This is a genomic window from Microbacterium sp. GCM10027623, from assembly GCF_042666935.1.
Classification (GTDB): Bacteria; Actinomycetota; Actinomycetes; order Actinomycetales; family Microbacteriaceae; genus Microbacterium.
In genome coordinates this window covers 1,322,615-1,346,414 of record NZ_JBHTHE010000001.1, presented here as the reverse complement: position 1 = coordinate 1,346,414, position 23,800 = coordinate 1,322,615, and the positions used below count along the sequence as shown (strand labels likewise).

The following is a 23,800-nucleotide window of genomic DNA, read 5'->3' as shown; positions in this document are numbered from 1 at the left end:
AGCGTGTCGAAGGGTCAGATCTCGTCGATCGATGCGGCTTCGAATCGGCTGGAGATGTTGATCCCGAGCTCCTCCGCCGCGCGGAAGGCCTCGTCATCGGTGTCGCGGAGGTTCACCGGGGTGCCGTCCGCCGAGAGGACCTCGACGTTCAGGCACAGCGACTGCATCTCCTTCATGAGCACCTTGAAGGACTCGGGGATGCCCGGCTCCTGGATGTTCTCGCCCTTGACGATCGCCTCGTACACCTTGACGCGGCCGAGGATGTCGTCGGACTTGATCGTGAGCAGCTCCTGCAGGGCGTAGGCGGCGCCGTAGGCCTCGAGTGCCCACACCTCCATCTCGCCGAAGCGCTGGCCACCGAACTGCGCCTTACCACCGAGCGGCTGCTGGGTGATCATCGAGTACGGACCCGTCGAACGCGCGTGGATCTTGTCGTCGACCAGGTGGTGCAGCTTCAGGATGTACATGTAGCCGACCGAGACCGGTGCCGGGAACGGCTCGCCGGAGCGGCCGTCGAACAGCTGGGTCTTGCCCGAGCTGTCGATCAGGCGCACGCCGTCGCGGGTCTCGAGGGTGGAGTCGAGCAGGCCCGAGATCTCGGACTCGCTGGCACCGTCGAACACCGGGGTCGCGACCTTGGTGTTCGGGGCGACGTCGCGCGCGTCCTCGGGAAGCTGCTTGGCCCACTCCGGGTCGCCCTCGATCTTCCAGCCCGTCTTGGCGATCCACCCGAGGTGGGTCTCCAGCACCTGGCCGAAGTTCATCCGGCCCGGGATGCCGAGCGGGTTGAGCACCACGTCGACCGGCGTGCCGTCCGAGAGGAACGGCATGTCCTCGACGGGGAGGATCTTCGCGATGACGCCCTTGTTGCCGTGGCGTCCGGCGAGCTTGTCGCCCTCGGTGATCTTGCGCTTCTGAGCGATGTAGACCACGACACGGCGGTTGACGCCCGAGCCCAGCTCGTCGTCGCCCTCCTCGGCGTTGAACTCCTTGACGGCGATGATCGTGCCCTCTTCACCGTGCGGGACCTTCAGCGAGGTGTCGCGGACCTCACGGCTCTTCTCGTTGAAGATGGCGCGCAGCAGGCGCTCCTCGGCGCTCAGCTCGGTCTCGCCCTTCGGCGTGACCTTGCCGACGAGGATGTCGCCGGGGCGGACCTCGGCGCCGATGCGGATGATGCCGCGCTCGTCGAGGTCCTTCAGCAGCTCGGGGCTGACGTTGGGGAGGTCACGGGTGATCTCCTCCTTGCCCAGCTTCGTGTCGCGGGCGTCGACCTCGTACTCCTCGATGTGGATCGAGGAGAGGGTGTCGTCCTTCACCAGCTCCTGGCTGAGGATGATCGCGTCCTCGAAGTTGTGACCCTCCCACGGCATGAACGCCACGAGCAGGTTCTTTCCGAGCGCGAGCTCGCCGTTCTCGGTGGCGGGGCCGTCGGCGATGACCTCGCCGACCTCCACGCGCTCACCGGCGTTGACGACGACGCGCTGGTTGTAGGACGTGCCCTGGTTCGAGCGGTCGAACTTGCGCAGGTGATACTCCTGCGTGCCGCCCTCGTCGAGCATGACGACGACGCGGTCCGCGGAGACCTCGCTGACGACACCGGCCTTCAGCGCGGTGACCACATCACCGGCGTCGATGGCCGTGTAGCCCTCCATACCGGTTCCGACCAGCGGCGAGTCGCTGCGCAGCAGCGGCACGGCCTGACGCTGCATGTTGGCGCCCATGAGCGCGCGCTGCGCGTCGTCGTGCTCCAGGAACGGCACGAGCGACGTGGCGACCGACACCATCTGGCGCGGTGAGACGTCGATGTAGCCGATCTCCTCCGGGAGGAACAGGTCGACCTCACCCGATCCGCCGCGGGGGCGGGCGAGCACGTGGCTCTCGGTGAAGCTGCCGTCCTTCGTGAGCGGAGCGTTGGCCTGAGCGATGTTGAAGTCGGCCTCCTCCGCCGCCGTCAGGTAATCGATCTGGTCGGTGACCTTGCCGCCCTCGACCTTGCGGTACGGGGTCTCGATGAAGCCGAACGAGTTGATGCGCGCGAACGTCGCGAGCGCACCGATCAGACCGATGTTCGGGCCTTCAGGAGTCTCGATCGGGCACATGCGGCCGTAGTGCGAGGGGTGGACGTCACGGACCTCGACGCCGGCGCGGTCACGGCTCAGACCGCCGGGGCCGAGGGCCGAGAGGCGGCGCTTGTTGGTCAGACCCGCGAGCGGGTTGTTCTGGTCCATGAACTGCGACAGCTGAGACGTTCCGAAGAACTCCTTGATCGCGGCGACCACGGGGCGCACGTTGATCAGGGTCTGCGGCGTGATGGCCTCGATGTCCTGAGTGGTCATGCGCTCGCGGACCACGCGCTCCATGCGCGACAGACCGGTGCGGACCTGGTTCTGGATCAGCTCGCCGACAGCGCGGATACGGCGGTTGCCGAAGTTGTCGATGTCGTCGATCGCGATGCGGATCTCGGCCTTCTTGCCCGAGCGGATGCCGGTGAAGGTCTCGTCACCGCGGTGCAGACGCACCAGGTACTTGATCGTCGCGACGATGTCCTCGACGGTGAGCACCGAGTCGGTCAGCGCGCCGGCCAGGCCGAGCTTCTGGTTGATCTTGTAACGACCCACCTTGGCGAGGTCGTAGCGCTTCGGGTTGAAGTAGAAGTTGTCCAGCAGCGCGCGGGCGGCCTCGGCGGCGACCTGCTCACCCGGACGCAGCTTGCGGTAGATGTCGCGCAGCGCGTCTTCCTTGGTGAGGATGGTGTCCTTGGCCAGGGTCTCCTCGATGGAGGGGAAGCCGGCGAACTCGGCGAGGATCTCCTCGCTGGTCATGCCCAGCGCCTTGAGGAAGACCGTGACCGACTGCTTGCGCTTGCGGTCGATGCGCACGCCGACCTGGTCGCGCTTGTCGATCTCGAACTCGAGCCAGGCCCCGCGGCTGGGGATGACGCGAGCGGTGACGATGTCCTTGTCACTGGTCTTGTCCGGCGTCTTGTCGAAGTAGACGCCGGGCGAGCGGACGAGCTGCGAGACGACGACGCGCTCGGAGCCGTTGATGATGAACGTGCCCTTGTCGGTCTGCAGGGGGAAGTCGCCCATGAAGACGGTCTGCGTCTTGATCTCGCCGGTGAGGTGGTTCATGAACTCGGCCTCGACGTACAGCGGGGCGGCGTAGGTCTTGCCGCGCTCCTTGCACTCGTCGATGGAGTACTTCTCGGGCTCGAGGTACGGGTTCGTGAACGAGAGCTGCATCGTCTCGCCGAGGTCCTCGATCGGGGAGATCTCCTCGAAGATCTCTCCCAGACCCGAGATCTCGGAGACGTCGGTGCGGCCGGCCTTCTTCGCCTCGGCGAGGCGGGCCTTCCAGTCGTCGTTCCCGACGAGCCAGCCGAACGACTCGGTCTGCAGTGCGAGCAGATCCGGAACCGTCAGCGTGTCGGAGATCTTGGCGAACGAGAGGCGGGAGACTCCGCGGCCGTTCTTCTTAGTGGTGGATGTGGATGCGTTGCGAGCAGCAGCCAAGGGAGTAACCTCCGTGAGCCCCGGGCAGGGGCTGGTCGATTCCTAGACGGTGGAGTGTGCGCCCGAGAGCTCAACGAACTGCCGACCACCATATGAGGGCACGGAGAAGCGAGCGCAACTACCAACTATATGTCCAGAATCGCGACATGGCAAGCTGAATCCTTGACCAATTCCGGAAGCTGCGGTATTGGCCCGTGCGCGACGTCGGAGATCACCGCGCGAGAATCGGTACGCTCGAGGCATGGGACGTGCGCGAGGACGGGATGCCGAGAACCCCCGGGCACGACTGGATCACGGCGGCATCGCCGAGATCGCCCCGAGTCAGTTCGCCGGCGGGTTCGAGCTGATCGTGGACGGCACCCCGCAGTCGCACGTCGATCTCGAGGACCCTACGCACCTGCACTTCGAGTACATCGTCCGGATGGGCGCGGTCATCGACCAGCTCGGCGCCTCGGCATCCGCTCCGCTCAGTGTCGTGCATCTGGGCGCCGGAGCTCTCACCATCCCCCGCTACATCGCCGCCACGCGTCCGGGCTCGCGCCAGCAGGTGATCGAGCTGGAGGCCCCGCTCGTCGAACTCGTCCGCGAGCACCTGCCGCTGCCGCGGAACGCCGCCATCCGCATCCGGATCGGCGATGCGCGCACCGGACTGCGCCGTCTGCCCCCGGCGCTGACCGGCAACTGCGACCTCGTGGTCTCGGACGTCTTCTCGGGCGCGCAGACCCCCGCGCATCTGACGAGCGTGGAGTTCTACCGGGAGATCGCGACGCTGCTCGCCCCCTCCGGGGTGCTGCTGGTGAACGTCGCGGACGGCCCCGGCCTGGCCTTCGCGCGGCGGCAGGTCGCCACCGCCGCAGCGGTGTTCCCCGAGGTGGCTCTGTTGGCCGACGCGCAGGTGCTCAAGGGCCGCCGGTTCGGGAACCTCGTGCTCGCGGCATCCGCTACCGGACTTCCCACCGATTGGCTGCCGCGCCTGCTGGCAGCCGGTCCGCACCCGGCGAAGATCGCCCAGGGCGCCGAGGTCGCCGCCTTCGCGCACGGGGCCGCGCTGGTGACGGATGCGGACGCCGTGGCGTCCCCGAAACCCGACTCCGGACTGTTCCTGCGCTGACTCCCGCGTCGCCCGTCCCGCCGGTCCGCCGGCCCGGCTTGGCCGATATCCTGGCGTGCCTCGGGCGGTTCCCCGATCGGCGATGCAGACTGAGGGGAACGGTCGCGGAGAGGAGCCAGCAGTCGTGAATTTGATCCAGGGTTACGATCCCGACACCCTTCGCGAGAAGGTCGACGAGCGCGAGTGCGCGATGCGTCTCGCCGAGATCGAGAACCAGCGCAGTCTTCCCGTCCTGCTGGAGCGCGTGTGGCTCCTGAAGGTGCTCGAACGCCTCGACGAGGCCCTCGAGCTCGCCGAGGAGACCGTCCGCCAGGCGCGCATGGCCGGCACCCGCAAGGACGTGCTGCGCGCCCGCGTGCTGCACGCCACCGTCCTGCAGAACCGCGGCGCGCACGCCGCCGCCGCGCAGGAGCTCGTGACCTGCGCGAGCGAGGCGGAAGGCCAGGGCTGGGCCGGCATCGCCGCCTTCGCCCACCAGCACCACGGCCGGAACGCCTACGAGGCCGGCGACTTCGATGAGGCGCGCGAGAGCTTCAAGCAGTCGCTGTTCCTGCGTCGGGCCGCCGGTGCGGACGACTCCAACCTCGAGCAGGCGCTGCGGGCGATCGAGGCGGCCGAGCGTCGCGGAGCCGGAACGAGTGTGCTGGTCTGAGCGTGAGCTCCTCGCGGACATCGGCGCGCTCCTTCGCTCCCGGATGTCGGCGGAGGGTCCTACTCTGATGTCATGGCAGACCTGAACCGTGTGCGCGTCTGGGCACAGGCGCTGATCACCATGCACCTGGACGCGTCGTGGACGTTCGACTTCGACCATGCCAAGCGCCGCGCCGGCCTGTGCGACTACCGCGGCAAGCGCATCACGGTCTCGCGCTACCTGGCCGCCCGGTTCGAGGACGACGAGATCCACCAGACGCTGCTGCACGAGGTGGCGCACGCCATCGCCGGCCACTCGGCCGCCCACGGTCCGGAATGGAAGCGCATCGCGCGCGAGCTGGGCTACGTCGGCGGCACCACGCACCAGGGCGAGACCGCGACCGAGCTGGCGCCATGGGTCGGGCGCTGCCCGGCCGGGCACGTCACCTACCGGCACCGCCGCCCCGCCCGGGAGACCTCCTGCGCGAAGTGCTCGCGGCGATTCGACCAGCGGTACCTGTTCACCTGGACCCGCCGCGAGATCACGTCCGCCGATCGACTCGCCGCACAGCTGCCGCGCTGAGTAGGACGAGCGTCGAGGCCGGCGGCGAAGACGTCAGGGGCGCTCGCGGGGTGCGCGGTAGCGGCGCACGAGCAGGGCGATCAGACGCCAGCCCAGCAGGAACGCCGCGAGGACGGCGGAGGCCACGATGATGAAGGGCGTCTCTGCCGTGTCGCCCGCGGCGACGCGCAGCAGCATCCCGCCCAGCACCGTGACCACCCACACGATCACACCCCAGCCCAGCGACCACGGACGTCGCGGACGCGCGGGCACCAGGGTGGCGAGCGCGTGCCCGAGGATCAGCGCGGCGAGGAACGGCCAGCCGGTGAGGATGAACCCGATCGGGTCCTCCCCGTGCGAGGCGCGACCGATCGCCGCGAAGATCAGCACGAGAACGGCGTCGACGACGAGTGCGGGCAGGTACCTCATGCTCCGACCCTAGGGGCATCCGAGCGTCGGCGGTCGCGACGCGCGGGCAGCCGCCTGCACGTCAGGCGAAGCGTTCGAACGCGCCGTCGCGCAGCACGGGGACCGCGTCGACGGCATCCAGCTCCGCAGCCTCCTCGACCGTGGCGGGACGGATGCCGGATTCGAGCATCCGGACGGTGGATGCGACTCCCTCGGCGAGCTCCCGGCCCGATCCGCTCGCCGCGAGCAGGTGGCGCACCGCGCGACGCAGTGCGCGGAACGACTCGGAGGCGACGGCGCCGTCGGGTGCGGAGTGGTCGATGCCCAGGTCGGTCAGTGCCGCGATCACCGCACCGGCACCCAGCTGGTCCTCGACCGCGTACCGCAGGCCGCCGTCCGGAGTGCGCTCCCCCGCGGCGATGACGCTCACCGAGGTCCGATCGGCGCGGCGCTCCTGCAGGGCCATGACCGCGCGGGCGGTCGCGGCGGCGTTGCGGATGCCTCCCAGCAGCACCACCGCGCCGGTGTCGGCCGCGGCGGACGCGACAGCCGCGCCGTTGCTGGACCAGGCGAGCGCATCCTCCAGCGCCACCGTGCCGTCGGCCGCGACGACATCCGCCAGCGTCGAACCGAATCGCAGCACGTCCACCACGACGACGATGTCCGCCGGAGCGAGGCGGGCGAGTCCCTCCAGGCCCCAGTCGAGGCGAACCTGGTAGTACGACTGATCGAACGGTGACGGCATCCCTCCACCTTATTCCGCGTCCGACCCCGCCCTCTCGCTCGCACGATTCTTCGCGGATGCGAGACGCCATCCCCCGGAGACGGCGTCTCGTGCCCGGCCGGAGCGAGTCCGGCGGATCAGTCGGCCGCCAGCGCCTCGACCGGAGCCACCCGGGTCGCCAGGCGCGTGGGGGTGACGGCGGCGATCACGGTCAGCACTGCGGTGGCGAGCACGATGACGACCACCGGCAGCCACGGAACCGCCGGCAGCACCAGACCGGCGGGCTCGAAGTCCGGCAGCACGGGCACCGAGCCGAGCAGCGACTGCGCGGCGATCCAGCCGTAGGCGACGCCCAGCACGAGCCCGGTCGCCGTCGCGGCGACGGTGATGTGCAGCGCCTCCAGCAGCACCATGCGACGCACCTGGGAGCCGGTCAGCCCGATCGCGCGCAGCAGCCCCAGCTCGCGCTTGCGCTGCACGACGCCGATGGTGAGCAGGTTCACGAGCCCCACGGCGGCGATCACCGCGGACACCGCCACGAGCACCATCATGATGGCGGAGAACGCATCCATCGCGGCGAACATGTCTTCGGCGCCGCTGCCATCGCCCTGGCGCATCATCAGCGCCTTCGACGACTCCACCGCGACGGCGAACATCGTCACGAGCGCGACACCCATCACCACGCCGATGGCCATCCGGCTGGACCGCTCCGGATACCTCAGCGCGTTCTCCGCAGCCAGACGGGCCGTCGCGCTGCGGCCGAACATCCTGCCGACCAGACGCAGCACCGGCGGCATGATCAACGCGGCGCCGGTGACGATGCCCGTGAAGGAGAGCACGCCGCCCACGAACGCGACGACGACACCCAACGGCGTGACCAGCCCCACCACCACGCCGAGTGCGAGCAGGGCGGCGCCGCTGATGAGCAGCACCAGCGCGCCCACGTTCCGGGCGAGCCGGCCGCTGACCTCGTCGTGCGTGCGCTCGACCGAGCCGCCCAGTGCCTGCAGCGGGGTCACGGCCAGCACGCGACGGGAACCGATGTACGCGCCCAGCCAGGTCGTCAGCACGACCCCGACCACCGGCAGCGCGATGCCCGGCTGCGCGAGCGAGAACGCCTCCGGGGTGAGGTCGAGCAGTCGTCCGCCGACCAGGATCCCCAGCGCCGAGAAGCCCACCCCGGCCACCAGACCGACGACGGCGCCGATCACACCGACGACGAAGCCCTGCCCCGTCACCTCGGCGCGCTGCGACCGGGCGGATGCCCCGATCAGCCGCATCAGCGCGATGCGTCGCGTGCGTCCCGCGATGATGGTCGAGAAGGTGTTGGCCGTCACCACGGCGGCGACGTACATCGCCACAGCGGTGAGCAGGACCGACAGGATGGCGACGACGACGGCGAGCGTCTCGCTGTCGCCGAGGAACGGATCGGCCTGCAGAGTCGCGCCGATGTACGCGGTCACCTCGACGAGGATGACACCGAAGGCCGCGGCGAGCGCCGCGACGAGAATGCTGGCGCCCATGCCCCGCTCGCTCAGCCAGGCCAGGCGGGCCGTGCGACGAGGTGCGACGTCGCGGACGCCCGCGGATGCGGGTGGTGTCGCCACGGCGGTCATGCCGCCACCTCGGCGGCGAGCATGTACGCGGAGATCTGCTCGGCGCTCTGCCGCGGGTGATCGGCGACGATCCGGCCGTCGCCGAGGAACAGGACCCGGTCCGCGTGAGCGGCGGCGATGGCGTCGTGGGTGACCATGGCGATGGACTGTCCGTGGTCGCGACTCGCGGCGGCGAGCAGTTCGAGCACCTCACGGCCGCTGCGCGAATCGAGGTTGCCGGTCGGCTCGTCGGCGAAGACCAGATCGGGCGCGGTGGCCAGCGCGCGGGCGATGGCCACCCTCTGCTGCTGACCGCCGGACAGCTCGTGCGGACGGTGGCCGAGGCGCGAGGCCAGCCCGAGCCGGTCGACGAGTCCGTCGATGCGCGCCTTCTCGATCGCGGTCGGACGGCGACCGTCCAGTTCGAACGGCAGCAGGATGTTCCCCAGCGCGTCCAGGGTGGGGACCAGGTTGAACGCCTGGAAGATGAACCCCACGCGTCGACGCCGCAGGATCGTCATCTCGAGGTCGCCGAGAGCGGTGATCTCGGTGTCGCCGATCCAGGCGCGACCCTCCGTGGGAGCGTCGAGCCCCGCCATGATGTGCATGAGCGTCGACTTGCCGGAGCCCGACGGGCCCATGATCGCGGTGAACTGGCCGCGGCGGATGCCGACGCTGATGTCATCCAGTGCACGGACACCGGCAGGGCCCGTGCCATAGGACTTGGTGAGGTGCTGGACGCGTGCGGCGAGGCCGAGGTCCGTGGTCGTGATCTCCATGCTTCGACGCTATTCGTCGGCATCCCGCGCGCGCATCGCTCCGGCGATGCATCCCGCCTACATCGCAAGGATGATCCGACGCCGCGTCAGTTGAGCCCGTGATCGAAGGCGAAGACGACCAGCTGCACGCGGTCGCGCAGCGACAGCTTGGTGAGGATGCGGCTGATGTGCGTCTTCACGGTCGCCTCGCTCAGGTACTCGCGCGCGGCGATCTCGGAGTTCGACAGCCCGCGGGCGGCGAGCGCGAAGATCTCCCGCTCCCGGTCGGTCAGCTCGGAGTACGAGGGCGGGGCGGGCTTGGTCTCCGGGGTGAAATGAGCGAACAGTTCGCGGGTGGCGGATGCCGCGATCACGCTCGACCCGGAATGCACGGTGCGGATCGCGGCGAGCAGGAACTCCGGATCGGCGTCCTTGAGCAGGAATCCGCTGGCGCCCTGCCGGATCGCGCGGGCTGCCGCCTCGTCGAGGTCGAAGGTGGTGAGCATGACGATGTGCGGCGGGTCGGGGTGCGCGAGCAGCTCGGCCGTGGCGGTGAGGCCGTCCATCACCGGCATCCGGATGTCCATCAGCACGACGTCGGGCCGGGTGCGCCGGACGACCGCGATCGCCTCCTCGCCGTCCCCGGCCTCGCCGACGACATCCATGTCCGGTTGCGATGACACCAGCATCCGGACACCTGCGCGGAACAGCGCCTGGTCATCGACCAACACCACCCTGATCATCCTGACCTCCTGATCATCGGGATCGACTTCCATCTTCAGGGGTCGAGCGCAGGCCGCCGTGCAGGATTACCGGTCGGAGCCGATGGGCAGCGACGCGAGGACCACGAACACGCCGTCGTCGCGCTGCGTGGTCAGCGTGCCTCCGACCAGCTGAGCGCGCTCGCGCATGCCCACCAGGCCGTGGCCGCCGGTGGATCCCGGGGCGGCGGGCGGTGTGGCGATCCGGTTGCGCACGTCGATCTCGACGCGATCGGCCCACCAGGACAGGCGGATGTCGACATCGCCGCGCCCGTGGCGCAGGGCGTTGGTGAGCGCTTCCTGCAGGATGCGGTAGACGGCGAGCTGGATCGATGCCGGCGGCTCTCCCGGAGGCATCGGGTCGATCGTGACGCGCGGCTCGATGCCGGATCCGCGCACCTGCGCGAACAGCGACTCGAGGTCGGCGAGAGTGGGTTGCGGCCCGTCGCCCTGGCGGTGGCGCAGCTGGGTGAGCAGCATCCGCACGTCCGAGAGCGCGGCGCGAGCCGTCTGCGCGATCGTGGTGAGCGCCTCCTGGGCGACCTCGGGGCGAGCCGCAGCCGCGTAGCGGGCGCCGTCGGACTGCGCGATCACGACCGCGAGCGAGTGCGCCACGATGTCGTGCATGTCCCGCGCGATGCGTGCGCGTTCCTGCTCCTCGGCGGCCATGGCCTCGGCCTGCAGCTGCGCCGCGCGAGTGGCACGGCCGGCGCGGATCACGCGCCAGATGAATCCGGCGCCCCACGCGATGATCAGGGCGAAGCCGACGGACGTGCCGGCCAGCAGTGCGAGCCACACCAGTTGCGTCGCGGAATCGAGATCCGTGCCCGGCGAGGTCTGCCGCAGCTGGATCAATGCGATGTACGTGCCGGCGACCAGACCGCCGACGCCCGCGGAGATCGCCCCCGCCCACAGCAGCCGCTCGCTTCCCCACGCTGCCGCCGCGAACAGCACGGTGAACACGGCGATGTTGAGCGGCAACGGCGACAGTCCCGCCCCCATCTGCAGCACGGCGGCCGCCCAGGCGACGATCAGCGCGAGCCGCGGCGACAGCCTGCTGATCGCGGCGGCGCCCCACATCCCTATGCCGACGGCGAGCAGCACGGCGTTCGACACCCATCCCGTCCCCACCCACGACGCCAGCGACCCCCATTCGAAGACGAGAGACAGCGGCAGCGTGATCATGAGCCCCAGCACGCTGCCGACGATGTCGAGCACGAGCCAGGTGCGGGAGATGGAGCGGATCACATGATCACGCTACGGGACGGCTCCGTGCGGGACATCCGCCGGGAGATGTATTCCCGGCCGTGCGTTCACAACTCCGGAGTTCCTCGCGGCGAATACCCGCGACACGTCGCCGAGGGCCGTGCAGTGCGCGATTCTCCGGAGTTGTGAACGCAGCTCCGGTTCAGACCCGGCAGAGGATCTCGCCGTGCGGAACGAGGTACCAGCCGTCGCCGTCCGCAGCCCACGCGCGCCAGGCGTCGCTGATGCGCTGCAGGTCGGCATCCGTCGCCATCCCGTCGCGGGTCAGCTGGCGGGCGAGGGCGGACTCCCTGATCCGATCGGCCCACATGCCGCCCCACCACGCGCGTTCCTCCGCAGTCGCGTAGCACCAGGTGGATGCTGTCGCCGTGATGTCGGTGAACCCGGCCGCCCGCGCCCAGCCCTGCAGCCGTCGACCGGCATCCGGTTCCCCGCCGTTCGCCCGCGCCGCCTCGCGGTACAGCCGCAACCACTCGTCGAGAGCGGGCAGCAGCGGGAACCAGATGAACCCGGCGTAGTCCGCATCGCGCGCGGCGACGATGCCGCCGGGCTTCGCGACGCGGCGCATCTCGCGCAGGGCCTGCACGGGATCGCCGACGTGCTGCAGCACCTGGTGCGCGTGCACGATGTCGAAGGTGTCGTCGGGGAAGCTCAGCGCGTGCACGTCCTCGACGGCGAAGTCGATGTTGGACAGGCCGCGTTCGGCGGCGAGCGTCTGCGAGAGCCGGAGGGCATCTGCATCGATCTCGGTGGCGGTCACCCGGGCGACGCGTGCGGCGAAGTCCACCGTGATCGTGCCGGGCCCCGCGCCGACGTCGAGAAGGTGCATTCCGGCCGAGAGATGCTCGGCGAGGTACGCCGCAGAGTTGTCGACGGTGCGGTTGCTGTGCGAGCGCAGCACCGAATCGTGGTGCCCATGCGTGTAGACGGCCATGGCGCCAGCCTAGAGTCAGGCAGGGTCTCAGACGGGTGGGGGCGGGACGTCGTGGATCGTGCGGCGGAGCATCTCACGGTCGGGTTTGCCGGATGCCAGCATCGGCATGTCGCCGATCTCGAGCTGCACCGGGCGGGCATGCTTGCCGATCTCCGCGGCGACGCGTGCGCGCGCCTCCTCCAGTATCCCGTCACCGCTCGAATGCGGAGCGAAGATGATCGACGACTCGCCCCAGCGCTCGTCGGGCATGCCGAGCACGACCGCCTGCTCGAGGCCGGGCACGGTGCGCACGATGCGTTCCACCCGATCGAGGGAGATGTTGATCCCGCCCGAGACGATCACGTTGTCGAGCCGGCCGTGCACCTCGACCTCACCGTCGAGGATGAACCCGCGATCGCCCGTGCGATACCAGCGGTTGTCCTGCTCGTCGGTGGTGAAGATGCGATCGGTCAGCACCGGATCGCCCAGGTAGCCGGTCGCGAGCATCGGGCCGCTGATCCGCAGTTCGTCATCGACCTGTCCGACCCGCACGCCGTCCAACGGGATGCCGTTGTACACGCAGCCGCCGCTGGTCTCGCTGGACCCGTAGGTGTGCACGAGCGGCACGCGCAGATCCATGGCGCGGATCCGGATGCTGTCGGACAGGGCCTGCCCGCCGACCAGGATCGCCCGGTGGGCGCGCAGCGCCGACAGGACATCCCGGTCGTCGGCAGCGTCGATCAGGGTGGCCAGCTGCGCGGGCACCAGGGAGATGAACTGGTCTCCGCCGGCGGCCTGCCGCGTCGCGTCGATGAAGGCCTGGGGAGAGAGATGCCCGTCGACGATGGTCGGACCGGTGCCGGCGAGCAGCGAGCGCACCAGCACCTGCAGGCCCGCGACATATCCGGCGGGCAGGGCGAGCGTCCACCGTCCGGCGCCGATGCGCCCCGCTGTCGCCTCGGCGCTCGCTTTCAGCGCCGAGGCGCTGAGGATGACCCGCTTGGGCACACCGGACGATCCCGAGGTGGCCACGACCACGGCCGTCCCGTCGGGAACGACGACATCGGATGCCGGGGTGAAGCCCAGCGCGAGCGGACGGACGCCGTCGAGCGCGGCCGGCAGCGCATCGCGCACCGCCTGCGGGTCATCGCCGTCGATCGGATGCAGTCTCATCTGTGCCTCCTCCCGTGGCGCCGAAGCTCCTCCAGGTCGCGATTCGTCTCGATGAGAACGCATTTCCGGCGGTCAGGCCGCGATTCGTCCGGATATCCCGCGCTGTACCGGGCGGACCTGCGATGTGGAGCACGGCCGGCTGCGTCAGAAGTGGTACGGGAAGGGTGACCAGTCGGGGTCCCGCTTCTCCAGGAAGGCGTCTCGGCCCTCCACGGCCTCGTCGGTGCCGTAGGCGAGTCGAGTCGCCTCGCCGGCGAACACCTGCTGGCCGACCATGCCGTCGTCCACCGCGTTGAAGGCGAACTTCAGCATCCGGATCGCCGTGGGCGACTTCGTCAGGACGACGCGCGCCATCCTCAGCGCCTCCCGCTCGAGCTCGGCGTGCGGCACGACTCGGTTGACGGCTCCCATCTCATAGGCGCGCTGGGCGGAGTATTCCTCGGCGAGGAAGAACACCTCGCGGGCGATCTTCTGCCCCACCTGACGCGCCATGTAGGCCGAACCGTATCCGGCGTCGAAGCTGCCGACATCGGCATCCGTCTGCTTGAACCGGCCGTGCTCGGCCGACGCGACGGTCAGGTCGCACACCACGTGCAGCGAGTGCCCGCCACCGGCCGCCCACCCGGGCACGACGGCGATGACCACTTTCGGCATGAAGCGGATCAGCCGCTGCACCTCGAGGATGTGCAGTCGTCCGGCGCGGGCCGGATCGTGCACCTCCGTCGTGGAGTCGGAGTACTTGTACCCGTCGCGGCCGCGGATGCGCTGGTCGCCGCCGGAGCAGAACGCCCAGCCGCCGTCCTTCGGGCTGGGGCCGTTTCCGGTGAGCAGCACGGCCCCGATGCGCGGGTCCTGCCGGGCGACGTCGAGGGCGCGGTACAGCTCGTCGACGGTGTGCGGGCGGAAGGCGTTGCGCACCTCCGGACGGTCGAACGCGATGCGTGCGACACCGCCGTCGACGGAGACGTGCGCCGTGATGTCGGTGTACGCCTCGGCACCGGGCGCCAGGGTCCACTCGGCCGGGTCGAAGATGTCGGAGACGAAGTCAGCGGTCACGCCGTCCAGCCTATTCCGGCCGGACGATCGGCGTCGGGAGGCATCGGATCCGCATAGGTGCGCTCGCGTACGATCGTCGAGTGCGCAACTCTCCCCTCGCCCCGTCCCGTCTCCGTCTGGCCGTGCTGGCGCTGACCGCCGCAGCCGCCCTGTCCCTGGCGGGGTGCGCGTCCAATCCCGGCTCCGCTCCGGGCGCGCAGCCCTCGTCGTCGGCATCCGCGTCATCGGATGAGTGCACCTACCCGGCCGACGCGCGCCCGGCGTCGAAGCCCGTCGATGCTCCGGATGCCGACCCGTCGGTGTCTGGAGAGGTGCCGGTCACGGTCGCGACGAGCGCCGGAGACCTCGCGGTCACGCTCGATGCGGACACCGCCCCGTGCACGGTGAACAGCTTCCTGTCGCTGGCGGACCAGGGCTACTTCGATGACACCACCTGCCACCGGCTCACCACCGAGGGAATCTTCGTGCTGCAGTGCGGCGACCCGACAGGTACCGGAACCGGTGGCCCCGGCTACTCCTTCCCCGACGAGCTGGAGGGAACCGAGACGTACCCGGCCGGGACGCTCGCGATGGCCAACGCCGGCCCGGACACGAACGGCTCGCAGTTCTTCGTGGTCTACGCCGACACCCAGCTGGCGCCGTCGTACACCGTGTTCGGGCATCTGGATGACGCCAGCACCGCGATCGTCGCCGACCTCGCCGCCGAGGGCACGGCCACCGGCGCGGCCGACGGTGCACCGAAGACACCGGTGAAGATCACGTCGGTGACGCAGGACTGACCCGCGCACACAGCCATCCAGGTCGCAATGGCTGCCGCTCCGCAGCGCGGATGACGGCAACCATTGCGACCTGGACGTGTACGCGGCGACCGGTACGCGGACGAGGTCAGCCGGCGAGGCGGGCGCGGCGCGCCTTGAGCCAGCCGTCGATCGCATCCCAGACGCCGATGCCGACGATGCCGACGCCGGTCAGCACGGCGAGCACGGTGAGCGCACTGGCATCCACGCCGTTGTCGACGAAGACGCCGTCGACGAACGCGGGGTTGAAGAGCACGCCCCGAACGAGGGCGGTGAGCGCGAGGCTCGCGAAGATCACCGCGAGCACGGTGTTGATCCACGCGAACGCAGGACTCCAGCCGCCCCGTGCGTACACGGCGATCGCGAACGCGGCCTCGGCGGCCATCAGCACGATCACGGCGCCGATCCCCCACGGCCACAAGGCGGGGTTCAGCATCGGCAGGGGCGCCTCGGCGGTGGGAACGAACCCGCGGAATTGGTCCCACAGCAGCACGACGGCGAAGATCGCGAGCGCCACGAGGGAGCCGATCAGGTCGTCGCGGCCGGCGCCGCCGTGGGATTCCTGCGGCAGCTGATCGAGATCCCACCTCGCGGTGGACTCGGCGCCCGTGCGCTCGAGGATGACGAACACAAGGGTCGTCCAGAAGGACACGTGCACGATCACCCCGATCGCGGTCGCGATGCCCTGGCCGATCATGTCCCCGACGCTCCCGCCGGCCACAGCCTGCCCGATCGCCACACCGACGAAGGCGACGGCCGGCACGATGGCCAGCAGCAGCTTGAGCAGCCGCCACCAGAACAGGAAGTACTTCGGTCCGATCAGGTGCAGCGGTCGATCGGCGTAGCCCGCGGCGAGCGCGCCCGGGTCCCCCAGGTCGGTGAGCACGTCGCGCTCGGCCTGCTCGACGGGCTCGCCGTGCGCGGTGCGCGCGTCGATGGCATCGGCGATGGATGCCCGCAGCTCGTCGCGCACCTCGGACTGGAGCTGCGGCGGCAGGCTCCTGACGGTCGCGGCGATGTAGCGGTCGGTCAGCGTGGCGGTCATGTCATTCTCCGTCAGTGAGTGCGGCGGTCGCGGCGGCGATGGCGGCGACCTCCTGGGTCAGGGTCGTCGCGAGGCGGAGGCCCGCCTCGGAGGTGCGGTAGAACTTGCGCGGTCGCGCCTCTTCGGTGTTCCACTCGCTCTCGAGACAGCCCTGCTTCTCGAGTCGGCGCAACAGGGGGTAGAGCGTGTTGGCGTCGGTGGGGAAGCCCGCGGATGCCAGCTGCTCGAGCAGTCCGTAGCCGTAACCCGGCGTGCGCAGCAGCATAAGGCTGGCCAGCACGATCGTGCCGCGTCGCAGCTCCTGCAGATGCCCGTCGAATTCGCTGTCGTTCATGAATCACACGTTACTGTGCGTTACACACTATTGTCAACGACATATTGTCGCGTCACTGGCGAGAGCCGTGCCCGCGGCAGGATGAGCGCAGGTGTGACGGCTCGCCTCGGCGGACTGCAGGAGAAGCTCGGCTGAAGCAGGGTCCACAACTCCGGAGATCTGCGCGATGGGACGGTCATCGGGGGCTGGTGATCGCCAGCGACCAGGTTCTTCCGGAGTTATGAACGGGGCCGGGGCATGATGGACGCATGACGCCGTCGCTCGCAGAACTGCTCGCCACCGCCCGCGTGGTCGCCCTGCCGATGAACACTCGCTTCCGCGGGGTCGATGTGCGCGAAGCCGTGCTCTTCGAGGGCCCGCAGGGCTGGGCGGAGTTCTCACCGTTCGTGGAATACGAGGATGCCGAGGCCGCGACCTGGCTGCATGCCGCGATCGACTTCGGGTGGAGCGAGCAGCCCGGGCCGCTGCGCGATCGCATCCCCGTGAACGCGACGGTGCCGGCGGTCGACGCCGCGCGCGTCGCCGAGGTCCTGACGCGGTACGACGGATGCCGCACGGCCAAGGTCAAGGTCGCCGAGCGGGGTCAGACCCTGGCCGATGACCTCGCCCGAGTACGGGCGGTGCGCGAACTGATGGGCCCCGAGGGTCGCATCCGCATCGACGCCAACGGAGGATGGAACCTCGATGAGGCCGAGCGCGCCATCCACGAACTCGGCGAACTCGATCTCGAGTACGTGGAGCAGCCCTGTGCGACCGTCGACGAGCTGGCCGAGCTGCGCTACCGCGTCAAGCACAAGGGCATCCCGATCGCCGCCGACGAGAGCGTGCGCAAGGCCGCCGACCCGCTCGCCGTCGCGCAGGCCAGGGCCGCCGACCTCATCATCATCAAGGCGCAGCCGCTGGGCGGCATCCGACGGGCGCTGTCCATCGTCGCCGAGACCGGTCTGCCCGCCGTGGTCTCCAGTGCCCTGGACACAGCGGTCGGGCTGTCGCAGGGCGCGGCGCTCGCGGCATCGCTCCCCGAGCTGGACTACGACTGCGGACTCGGCACCGCGTCGCTGTTCGCGGACGACATCGCGGACGCGCGCCCTGTCGACGGGTCGGTGTCCGCGGCGAGGGCGATCCCGGATGCTGCCGCGCTCGCGCGCCTGGAGGCATCCGCCGATCGCCGCGCATGGTGGCTCGCACGTCTCGAGCGCTGCCACGCACTGCTCACGGACTGAGCACCGGGCTCGCCCCGCGAGACCTCCCCTCACTCGCGCGGCTCTTTTCTGCTCGCGCTACGTGAATATGCGCCGCGCGAGCAGGAAACAGCAGCGCGAGCCGAGGAGCCGCAGAGAACGGCAGCGCGAAGCGGGAACGGCAACGCGAAGCAGAAACAGCCGCGCGAGCAGGAAACTGCAGCACGAAGCGGGAACAGCACCGCGAGGCAGCCGAGCGAGGGGCGCGGGCCGCCGCCCACCTCTCAGACGCGCAGCAGTTCGACCATGCGGCCCAGAGCCTCGCTGCCGACGCGACGCAATCCGTCGGGATCGTCCCCACCCATGACCCCGCGCACGGTCATGCCCTCCCAGACGACCAGGAGCAGGTTCGCGGCTTCCGCGGCGCTGATGCGCAGCGTGATCTGACCGGAGTCGATGATCTCCTGGATCATGTCCGCGATGCTGTCCCCCATCTCGCGCTCCTGGGCCAGATACGCGGCGCCGAAGACGGGGTCGCGCAGCGCGCGGATACGGATCTCGCTCATCATCATCACGCCGAGCCGGTCATCACCGCTGGAGTCCATGATCTGCTGCACGAGTTCGACCGGGTCGCACCCCTCGAGCGCCTCCGCGCTGACGAGCTCGCTGACGCGCTCGCGCACCGCGTTCAACCGCGCCTCGCCCACCGAGGCGGCCAGGGTGAGGAAGAGCTCGTCCTTGGACTCGAAGTTCGAATAGAACGCACCGCGGGTGAATCCGGCGCGCTCGCAGACGGCCTCGACCGTCGCTCCCTCCAAGCCCACCTCTGCGAAGACCTGAGCGGCCGCTTCGAGCAGGCGCGCGCGTGTGTTCTCCCTGCTCCTCGTCGCAGATGTCGACATCGCTCCTCCTGTCCTCCACTCTGTCACCGTCCGATCGCCGTGGCATCCGATGTTCACATCCTGCGCACAGCATCCGGGCCCATCGGAGTCTTACGATACATCTACGTATTGAATACACCTGTGTATCGAACTGTCGCGGAGGCCGCGTGTCCACTCTTCTGTCCTCGCTGGGACGCTGGTCGTTCCGGCACCCCTGGCGCGTGCTCGTCAGCTGGCTCCTCGTGCTCGGCATCGCCGGCGGCGGCGCGCTCGTGCTCGGCGCGGGCACCGACAACAGCTTCTCGATCCCCGGCACGGAGTCGCAGGCAGGCCTCGAGCAGCTCTCGCGCACATTCCCCCAGGTCAGCGGCACGAACGCGCAGTTCATCGTGGTGGCGGCGCCCGGGGATGACATCCGTGACGACCCGTACAGGACCGACATCGAGAACACGGTCGACGACCTGACGCACCTCGACGACAGCGTGCTGGCCGTCACCTCGCCGTACGACGAGAACATCACCGGCATGGTCAACTCCGAGCACAGCTCGGCGATCGTGCGCCTGCAGTTCGAAGGCCAGTCCACCGACGTTCCGGACGAGGCGAAGACCCACCTGCAGGAGCAGGTCGACGAGCTTCGCACCGCGCTGCCCGAGGGGTCACAGGTCACCCTGGGCGGCGACCTGTTCGCCATGTCGATCCCGGCGATCACGATCACCGAGGCGGTCGGCCTGCTGATCGCCCTGCTCGTGCTCATCGTCACCTTCCGCTCCTTCGTCGTCGCCGGCCTGCCGTTGCTGACCGCGATCCTCGGCGTCGGCATCTCGATGGCCGGCATCTTCGCCGCGACGGCCTTCGCGTCGGTCTCCTCCACCACTCCTCTGCTCGCACTCATGCTCGGCCTGGCCGTCGGCATCGACTACTCGCTGTTCATCGTCGCCAGGCACCAGGACCAGGTGCGGGCGGGCGTCGCCCCCGAAGAGTCCGCCGCGCGCTCGGTCGGCACCGCCGGCTCCGCCGTGGTGTTCGCGGGCATCACCGTGCTGATCGCCCTGATCGGGCTCGGCTTCGCCGGCATCCCGTTCCTCACCACCATGGGCATCGCCGCCTCCGTCGCCGTCGCGATCGCCGTCATGATCGCCGTCACCCTCACCCCCGCGCTGCTCGGGTTCGTGAAGGGGCGCGTGATCGGACGACCGCGTCGCGTCCCGAGGAAGCAGAAGAAGGAGACGGATGCTGCGCCGAAGCCGCGCACGCGCGGCACGTTCTCCGAGCGCTGGGCGGCGGGCGTCACGAAGCGTCCGATCCTCGTCACGATCGCCGTGGTGCTGGGACTGGGCATCGTCGCCGTCCCCGCGCTGAGCCTGAACCTGGCCCTCCCCAACGCCGGCGTGCTGCCGAAGGATTCGGAGGCGCGCCAGAGCTACGATCTGACAGCCGACGAGTTCGGGCCGGGCTTCAACGGTCCGCTGATCCTGACCGGCACGATCGTCACCTCGACCGACCCGCTGAACCTCATGGAGGATCTCGGCGACGCCGTCGAGAAGCTCCCCGGCGTGCGCGAGGTGGCCCTGGCAACACCGAACGAGACCGCCGACACCGGCATCGTCCAGATCATCCCGAACACCGCGCCCGATGACCCGGCCACCGCCGATCTCGTGCGCGAACTGCGCTCGTACCACGACGAGTGGGAGAAGGAGTTCGGCATCGACCTGAAGGTCACCGGATTCACCGCCGTCGCCATCGACATCTCCGACCAGCTGGGTGCCGCCCTGCTGCCGTTCGGCGTCTTCGTGATCGGTCTGTCGCTGATCCTGCTGGCGATCGTGTTCCGCTCGATCTGGGTGCCGGTCACCGCCGCGATCGGCTACCTGCTCTCGATCATCGCCGCGTTCGGCGTGGTGGGCGCGGTGTTCGAATGGGGCTGGTTCGCCGACTTCCTGCACGTGGCGCGCACCGGTCCGATCATCAGCTTCATGCCGATCGTGCTGATGGGCGTGCTGTTCGGCCTGGCGATGGACTACCAGGTGTTCCTCGTCTCCCGCATGCGCGAGGACTTCGTGCACGACAAGAACCGGCACGATCCGGTCACACGACGCGAGGCAGCCATCCGTGCCGTGCGCACCGGCTTCTCGAGCACGGCGCGCGTGGTGACCGCCGCCGCATTGATCATGTTCGCGGTGTTCGTGGCGTTCGTCCCGGAGGGCGATTCGTCGCTCAAGCCGATCGCCCTCGGCCTGGCGTCCGGCATCGCGATCGACGCCTTCCTGGTGCGGATGACCCTGATCCCCGCCGTGATGGCGATTCTCGGCGACCGCGCCTGGCGCATCCCGCACTGGCTCGAGCGCATTCTGCCGCACGTCGACATCGAGGGCGAGGCCGTCGAGCGGGAGCGGTCGCTGGCCGAGTGGCCGGGCGATGACAGCATGCTCGCCGCGGACGACCTGACCATCGCCGACGCAGGCATCGAGCAGGCGCACCTGCGGCTGGCCCCCGGCGGCTCGCTGGTCGTGACCGGGGCCGCACCACGCGCGCTGCGGGCCCTGTCTCTGACGGTCGCGGGACGGATGAAGGCGGATGCCGGATTGCTGCGCGTCGACGGTCACCTGCTGCCCGGCCGTGCCGCGTGGGTGCGCGCCCGCGTGGGCATCGCACTGCTCGCGGAGCCGGATGCCGCCGGTCAGGCCGCCGAGGCGCTGCGCGGACGCGCGGGCCTGGTGGTGCTCGACGGCGTCGACCGGCTCACGTCCGCCGAACGCGATCAGATCGCGGCGCGCCTGCGGGATGCCGGTACGGATGTCACCCTGTTCGTCACCGCCACGGACGCCGACGCCGCGCAGACGCTGCTGGTCGAGGCCGGCCGCACCGCGGCATCCGTCGTCGACCTGCGCGACCCCGCCCACTCGCCCGACGACCGTCTGTGGGGCGCAAGTGCCGACAACACGGCCGTTGAAGCCGACATCCTCGCCCCACAGACGGTCCCTGGGTCCGCTGATTCCTCCGACCCGACCGAGGTGACCGCATGACCCTCCCCATCGAACGCGCGCGCTCGCGCCGGCCGATCACCTGGCTGACGCTGATCGGCGTGCTGCTGCTGCCGGCGATCATCGGCGGCATCCTCGTCACCGCGCTGCAGAATCCCACCGACCGGCTGGAGTCGATGACCGCCGCCGTCGTGAATCTCGACAAGCCCGTGACGATCGAGGGTCAGTACACGCCTCTCGGGCGCCAGCTGGCCGCGGGCCTGGTCGAGGGCTCCGATGAGATCGACTCGAACCTCACCTGGGTGATCTCCAACGAGGAGGACGCCGCAGAGGGCCTCGGCGACGGCACCTACCAGGCCGTCGTCACGATCCCGAAGTCGTTCTCGGCGGATGCCACCTCCGCGGGCACCGCGCTGAAGGACGGCGACGGCACGGCCGAGCAGGCGAAGATCACCGTCACCACTCCGCCCGATGGGCGCGTCGCGGACGACCTGATCACGAATCAGATCGCCTCGGTCGCGACCTCCACGATGGGGACGATGCTCAGCGAGGCGACCGTCGGCAACGTGCTGGTCGGGTTCACGACGATCGGCGACCAGATCGGGGAGGCCGCCGACGGCGCCGCGAAGCTGGCCGACGGCGCGCGCTCGGCGGCCGATGGCGCGGCAGCGCTGCCCGACGGGGCGTCGAAGCTCGCCGACGGAGCGGGCGGACTGGCGGACGGCGCGTCGACGCTGGCCGGAGGGCTGAACACGATCGCATCCAAGGCGCGTGAGGCGGGAACCGGAGCGACCCGGCTCGGTCAGGGCCTGACCTCGGGAGCGGCGACGCTCGAGCGCGAGGGCCTCGTCCCGGACCGGCTTCTCGAAGCGGCGTCCGGCGCGAAGCAGGCCACCGCCGGAGTGCAGCAGGCCGCAGACGGCGCCGCGAAGGCCACCGCCGGCGTGCAGCAGGGCATCTCGGGGCTCACCCAGCAGCTCTCCGCCGCCGCCGCGCTGTGCGACCCCGCCGCCACGCCGGCGCTGTGCACACAGCTGGACGAGGCGATCGCGACGGCGAATGGGCTCGTCGAGCCGTCCGCGCAGGCCGCAACGGCCGCCGGGACGGCAGCGCAGTACGCGGGACCGGCCGCGCAGGCCGCCGCCGGCACGTCGGACGGACTCGCTCAGCTGAGCACTGCCGCGCCGGCCGAGCTCGCCAAGCAGTTCCGCAGCGCAGGCTCGGCAGCCCTGCAGCTCGGCGGTGGCCTCGACCAGCTGGCGGACGGGGTGGCGCAGTCGGCTTCCGGGGCATCCGCGCTGTCGTCCGGAGCCGGCCAGCTCGGCGACGGCGCATCGGCGCTGTCCGACGGCGCGGGCGAGCTCGCGGACGGCATCGACAGCCTGGCATCCGGTACCGGCGAACTCGCGGACGGGCTGACGACGGCATCCACCTCGTTGCCGACGTTCGATGAGCAGCAGTCGACGCGGCTCGCATCCGTCATCGCCAATCCGGTGAAGGCTGCGGCCGACGCGGATGCCATGTTCGGTCCGACCGCGATTCCGCTGCTCTCGGCCGTGGTGCTGTGGTTCGGCGCCCTGGCGTCGTTCATCGCACTGCGTGCGGTGCCGGGCAATGCGCTCACATCCCGGCGGTCGTCGATCGGCATGGTGCTGCGGGGGTTCTGGCCGGCTGCGGCCCTGGGCGCGGGGCAGGGCCTGCTCGTGTCGCTGATCGTGCAGATCGCCGCCTCATACGACGCCGCCGGCTGGTGGGGCTTCGCCGCCTTCGCGATGCTCGCCGGCATCGCCTTCGCCGCAGTCAACCAGGCACTGGTCGCGGTGCTCGGTGGGATCGGACGCTGGATCAGCGCGCTCGTGGGCGTGATCGCCGTGGCCACAGGGCTGATCTCCACGATCCCGGGCTGGCTCGCCGGTCTCGGTGCGGCGATGCCCACCGCCCCCGCACTCGGCGGTCTGATCGCCCCGAGCGGCGCGGCCTCGGCCGGGCTGATCGTGTGGGGTGTGCTGTCGCTGGGCGCGGCGACCCTCGCGGTGTCCGCTCGCCGCACGACCAGCGCGAAGGCTGTGCTCGCCGCGGCGTAGCATCCGGCGCGCGCCGTTCACCTGG

20 protein-coding genes are annotated in these 23,800 nt (G+C 70.0%); 7 read left to right on the top strand and 13 right to left on the bottom strand.

Annotated features, from left to right (window positions below; translation table 11 throughout):
- Positions 1-14: 14 nt before the first annotated feature.
- Positions 15-3,515 (bottom strand): DNA-directed RNA polymerase subunit beta, encoded by a 3,501-nt coding sequence (locus tag ACFQY2_RS06130; RefSeq protein ID WP_378744769.1) that lies wholly within the window; start codon positions 3,513-3,515, stop codon positions 15-17.
- 241 nt (positions 3,516-3,756) lie between these two features.
- On the opposite strand from ACFQY2_RS06130, the gene ACFQY2_RS06125 reads away from it, so the two are divergent.
- The 3 genes from ACFQY2_RS06125 (at position 3,757) to ACFQY2_RS06115 (ending at position 5,839) form a co-directional block, all read left to right on the top strand.
- Entirely contained in the window at positions 3,757-4,626 is an 870-nt protein-coding gene (locus tag ACFQY2_RS06125; RefSeq protein ID WP_378744768.1) for a spermidine synthase, read from the top strand.
- A 124-nt stretch (positions 4,627-4,750) separates the two neighbouring features.
- Positions 4,751-5,278 (top strand): hypothetical protein, encoded by a 528-nt coding sequence (locus ACFQY2_RS06120; protein WP_378744767.1) that lies wholly within the window; start codon positions 4,751-4,753, stop codon positions 5,276-5,278.
- Positions 5,279-5,350: 72 nt separating this feature from the next.
- Positions 5,351-5,839 (top strand): SprT-like domain-containing protein, encoded by a 489-nt coding sequence (locus ACFQY2_RS06115; RefSeq protein WP_378744766.1) that lies wholly within the window; start codon positions 5,351-5,353, stop codon positions 5,837-5,839.
- 33 nt (positions 5,840-5,872) lie between these two features.
- Here the strand turns inward: ACFQY2_RS06115 and ACFQY2_RS06110 are convergent, their stop codons facing one another.
- The 9 genes from ACFQY2_RS06110 to ACFQY2_RS06070 all read right to left on the bottom strand — a co-directional run bounded on the left by ACFQY2_RS06110 (position 5,873) and on the right by ACFQY2_RS06070 (position 14,472).
- Complete coding sequence (locus ACFQY2_RS06110) at positions 5,873-6,247, bottom strand: DUF3054 domain-containing protein (RefSeq protein WP_378744765.1); 375 nt, start codon at positions 6,245-6,247, stop codon at positions 5,873-5,875.
- A 61-nt stretch (positions 6,248-6,308) separates the two neighbouring features.
- The gene (locus ACFQY2_RS06105) at positions 6,309-6,971 is read right to left on the bottom strand and encodes a 2-phosphosulfolactate phosphatase (protein WP_378744764.1); all 663 of its coding nucleotides are present in this window, start codon (positions 6,969-6,971) and stop codon (positions 6,309-6,311) included.
- 116 nt (positions 6,972-7,087) lie between these two features.
- Complete coding sequence (locus tag ACFQY2_RS06100; RefSeq protein WP_378744763.1) at positions 7,088-8,566, bottom strand: FtsX-like permease family protein; 1,479 nt, start codon at positions 8,564-8,566, stop codon at positions 7,088-7,090.
- On the bottom strand, positions 8,563-9,324 hold the full coding sequence (locus ACFQY2_RS06095) for an ABC transporter ATP-binding protein (RefSeq protein WP_378744762.1): 762 nt from the start codon (positions 9,322-9,324) through the stop codon (positions 8,563-8,565). Before ACFQY2_RS06095 ends, ACFQY2_RS06100 begins: the two co-directional genes overlap by 4 nt.
- 86 nt (positions 9,325-9,410) lie before the next feature.
- Entirely contained in the window at positions 9,411-10,046 is a 636-nt protein-coding gene (locus ACFQY2_RS06090; RefSeq protein ID WP_378744761.1) for a response regulator, read from the bottom strand.
- A gap of 66 nt (positions 10,047-10,112) precedes the next feature.
- On the bottom strand, positions 10,113-11,312 hold the full coding sequence (locus ACFQY2_RS06085; protein WP_378744760.1) for a sensor histidine kinase: 1,200 nt from the start codon (positions 11,310-11,312) through the stop codon (positions 10,113-10,115).
- Positions 11,313-11,472: 160 nt separating this feature from the next.
- The gene (locus tag ACFQY2_RS06080) at positions 11,473-12,264 is read right to left on the bottom strand and encodes a class I SAM-dependent methyltransferase (RefSeq protein WP_378744759.1); all 792 of its coding nucleotides are present in this window, start codon (positions 12,262-12,264) and stop codon (positions 11,473-11,475) included.
- A gap of 27 nt (positions 12,265-12,291) precedes the next feature.
- Positions 12,292-13,416 (bottom strand): AMP-binding protein, encoded by a 1,125-nt coding sequence (locus ACFQY2_RS06075; RefSeq protein ID WP_378744757.1) that lies wholly within the window; start codon positions 13,414-13,416, stop codon positions 12,292-12,294.
- A gap of 144 nt (positions 13,417-13,560) precedes the next feature.
- On the bottom strand, positions 13,561-14,472 hold the full coding sequence (locus ACFQY2_RS06070) for a 1,4-dihydroxy-2-naphthoyl-CoA synthase (protein ID WP_378744756.1): 912 nt from the start codon (positions 14,470-14,472) through the stop codon (positions 13,561-13,563).
- Between the two features lie 80 nt (positions 14,473-14,552).
- Between ACFQY2_RS06070 and ACFQY2_RS06065 the strand changes: the two genes are divergently transcribed.
- Complete coding sequence (locus ACFQY2_RS06065; protein WP_378744755.1) at positions 14,553-15,251, top strand: peptidylprolyl isomerase; 699 nt, start codon at positions 14,553-14,555, stop codon at positions 15,249-15,251.
- Positions 15,252-15,357: 106 nt separating this feature from the next.
- Here the strand turns inward: ACFQY2_RS06065 and ACFQY2_RS06060 are convergent, their stop codons facing one another.
- Positions 15,358-16,314: a permease prefix domain 1-containing protein gene (locus ACFQY2_RS06060; protein ID WP_378744754.1), complete on the bottom strand. Its 957-nt coding sequence runs from the start codon at positions 16,312-16,314 to the stop codon at positions 15,358-15,360.
- A 1-nt stretch (position 16,315) separates the two neighbouring features.
- Positions 16,316-16,648: a PadR family transcriptional regulator gene (locus ACFQY2_RS06055; protein ID WP_378744753.1), complete on the bottom strand. Its 333-nt coding sequence runs from the start codon at positions 16,646-16,648 to the stop codon at positions 16,316-16,318.
- 248 nt (positions 16,649-16,896) lie between these two features.
- On the opposite strand from ACFQY2_RS06055, the gene ACFQY2_RS06050 reads away from it, so the two are divergent.
- On the top strand, positions 16,897-17,871 hold the full coding sequence (locus ACFQY2_RS06050; protein ID WP_378744752.1) for an o-succinylbenzoate synthase: 975 nt from the start codon (positions 16,897-16,899) through the stop codon (positions 17,869-17,871).
- A 242-nt stretch (positions 17,872-18,113) separates the two neighbouring features.
- Here the strand turns inward: ACFQY2_RS06050 and ACFQY2_RS06045 are convergent, their stop codons facing one another.
- Complete coding sequence (locus tag ACFQY2_RS06045; protein ID WP_378744751.1) at positions 18,114-18,731, bottom strand: TetR/AcrR family transcriptional regulator; 618 nt, start codon at positions 18,729-18,731, stop codon at positions 18,114-18,116.
- A gap of 146 nt (positions 18,732-18,877) precedes the next feature.
- Between ACFQY2_RS06045 and ACFQY2_RS06040 the strand changes: the two genes are divergently transcribed.
- Positions 18,878-21,733 carry an efflux RND transporter permease subunit gene (locus tag ACFQY2_RS06040; RefSeq protein ID WP_378744750.1) on the top strand — a complete coding sequence of 952 codons (2,856 nt, stop codon included), beginning with the start codon at positions 18,878-18,880 and terminating at the stop codon, positions 21,731-21,733.
- Positions 21,730-23,775, top strand: a complete 2,046-nt coding sequence (locus ACFQY2_RS06035; protein WP_378744749.1) for a YhgE/Pip domain-containing protein — start codon at positions 21,730-21,732, stop codon at positions 23,773-23,775. The genes ACFQY2_RS06040 and ACFQY2_RS06035 overlap by 4 nt, the downstream gene beginning before the upstream one ends.
- The last annotated feature ends 25 nt before the right edge of the window (positions 23,776-23,800 follow it).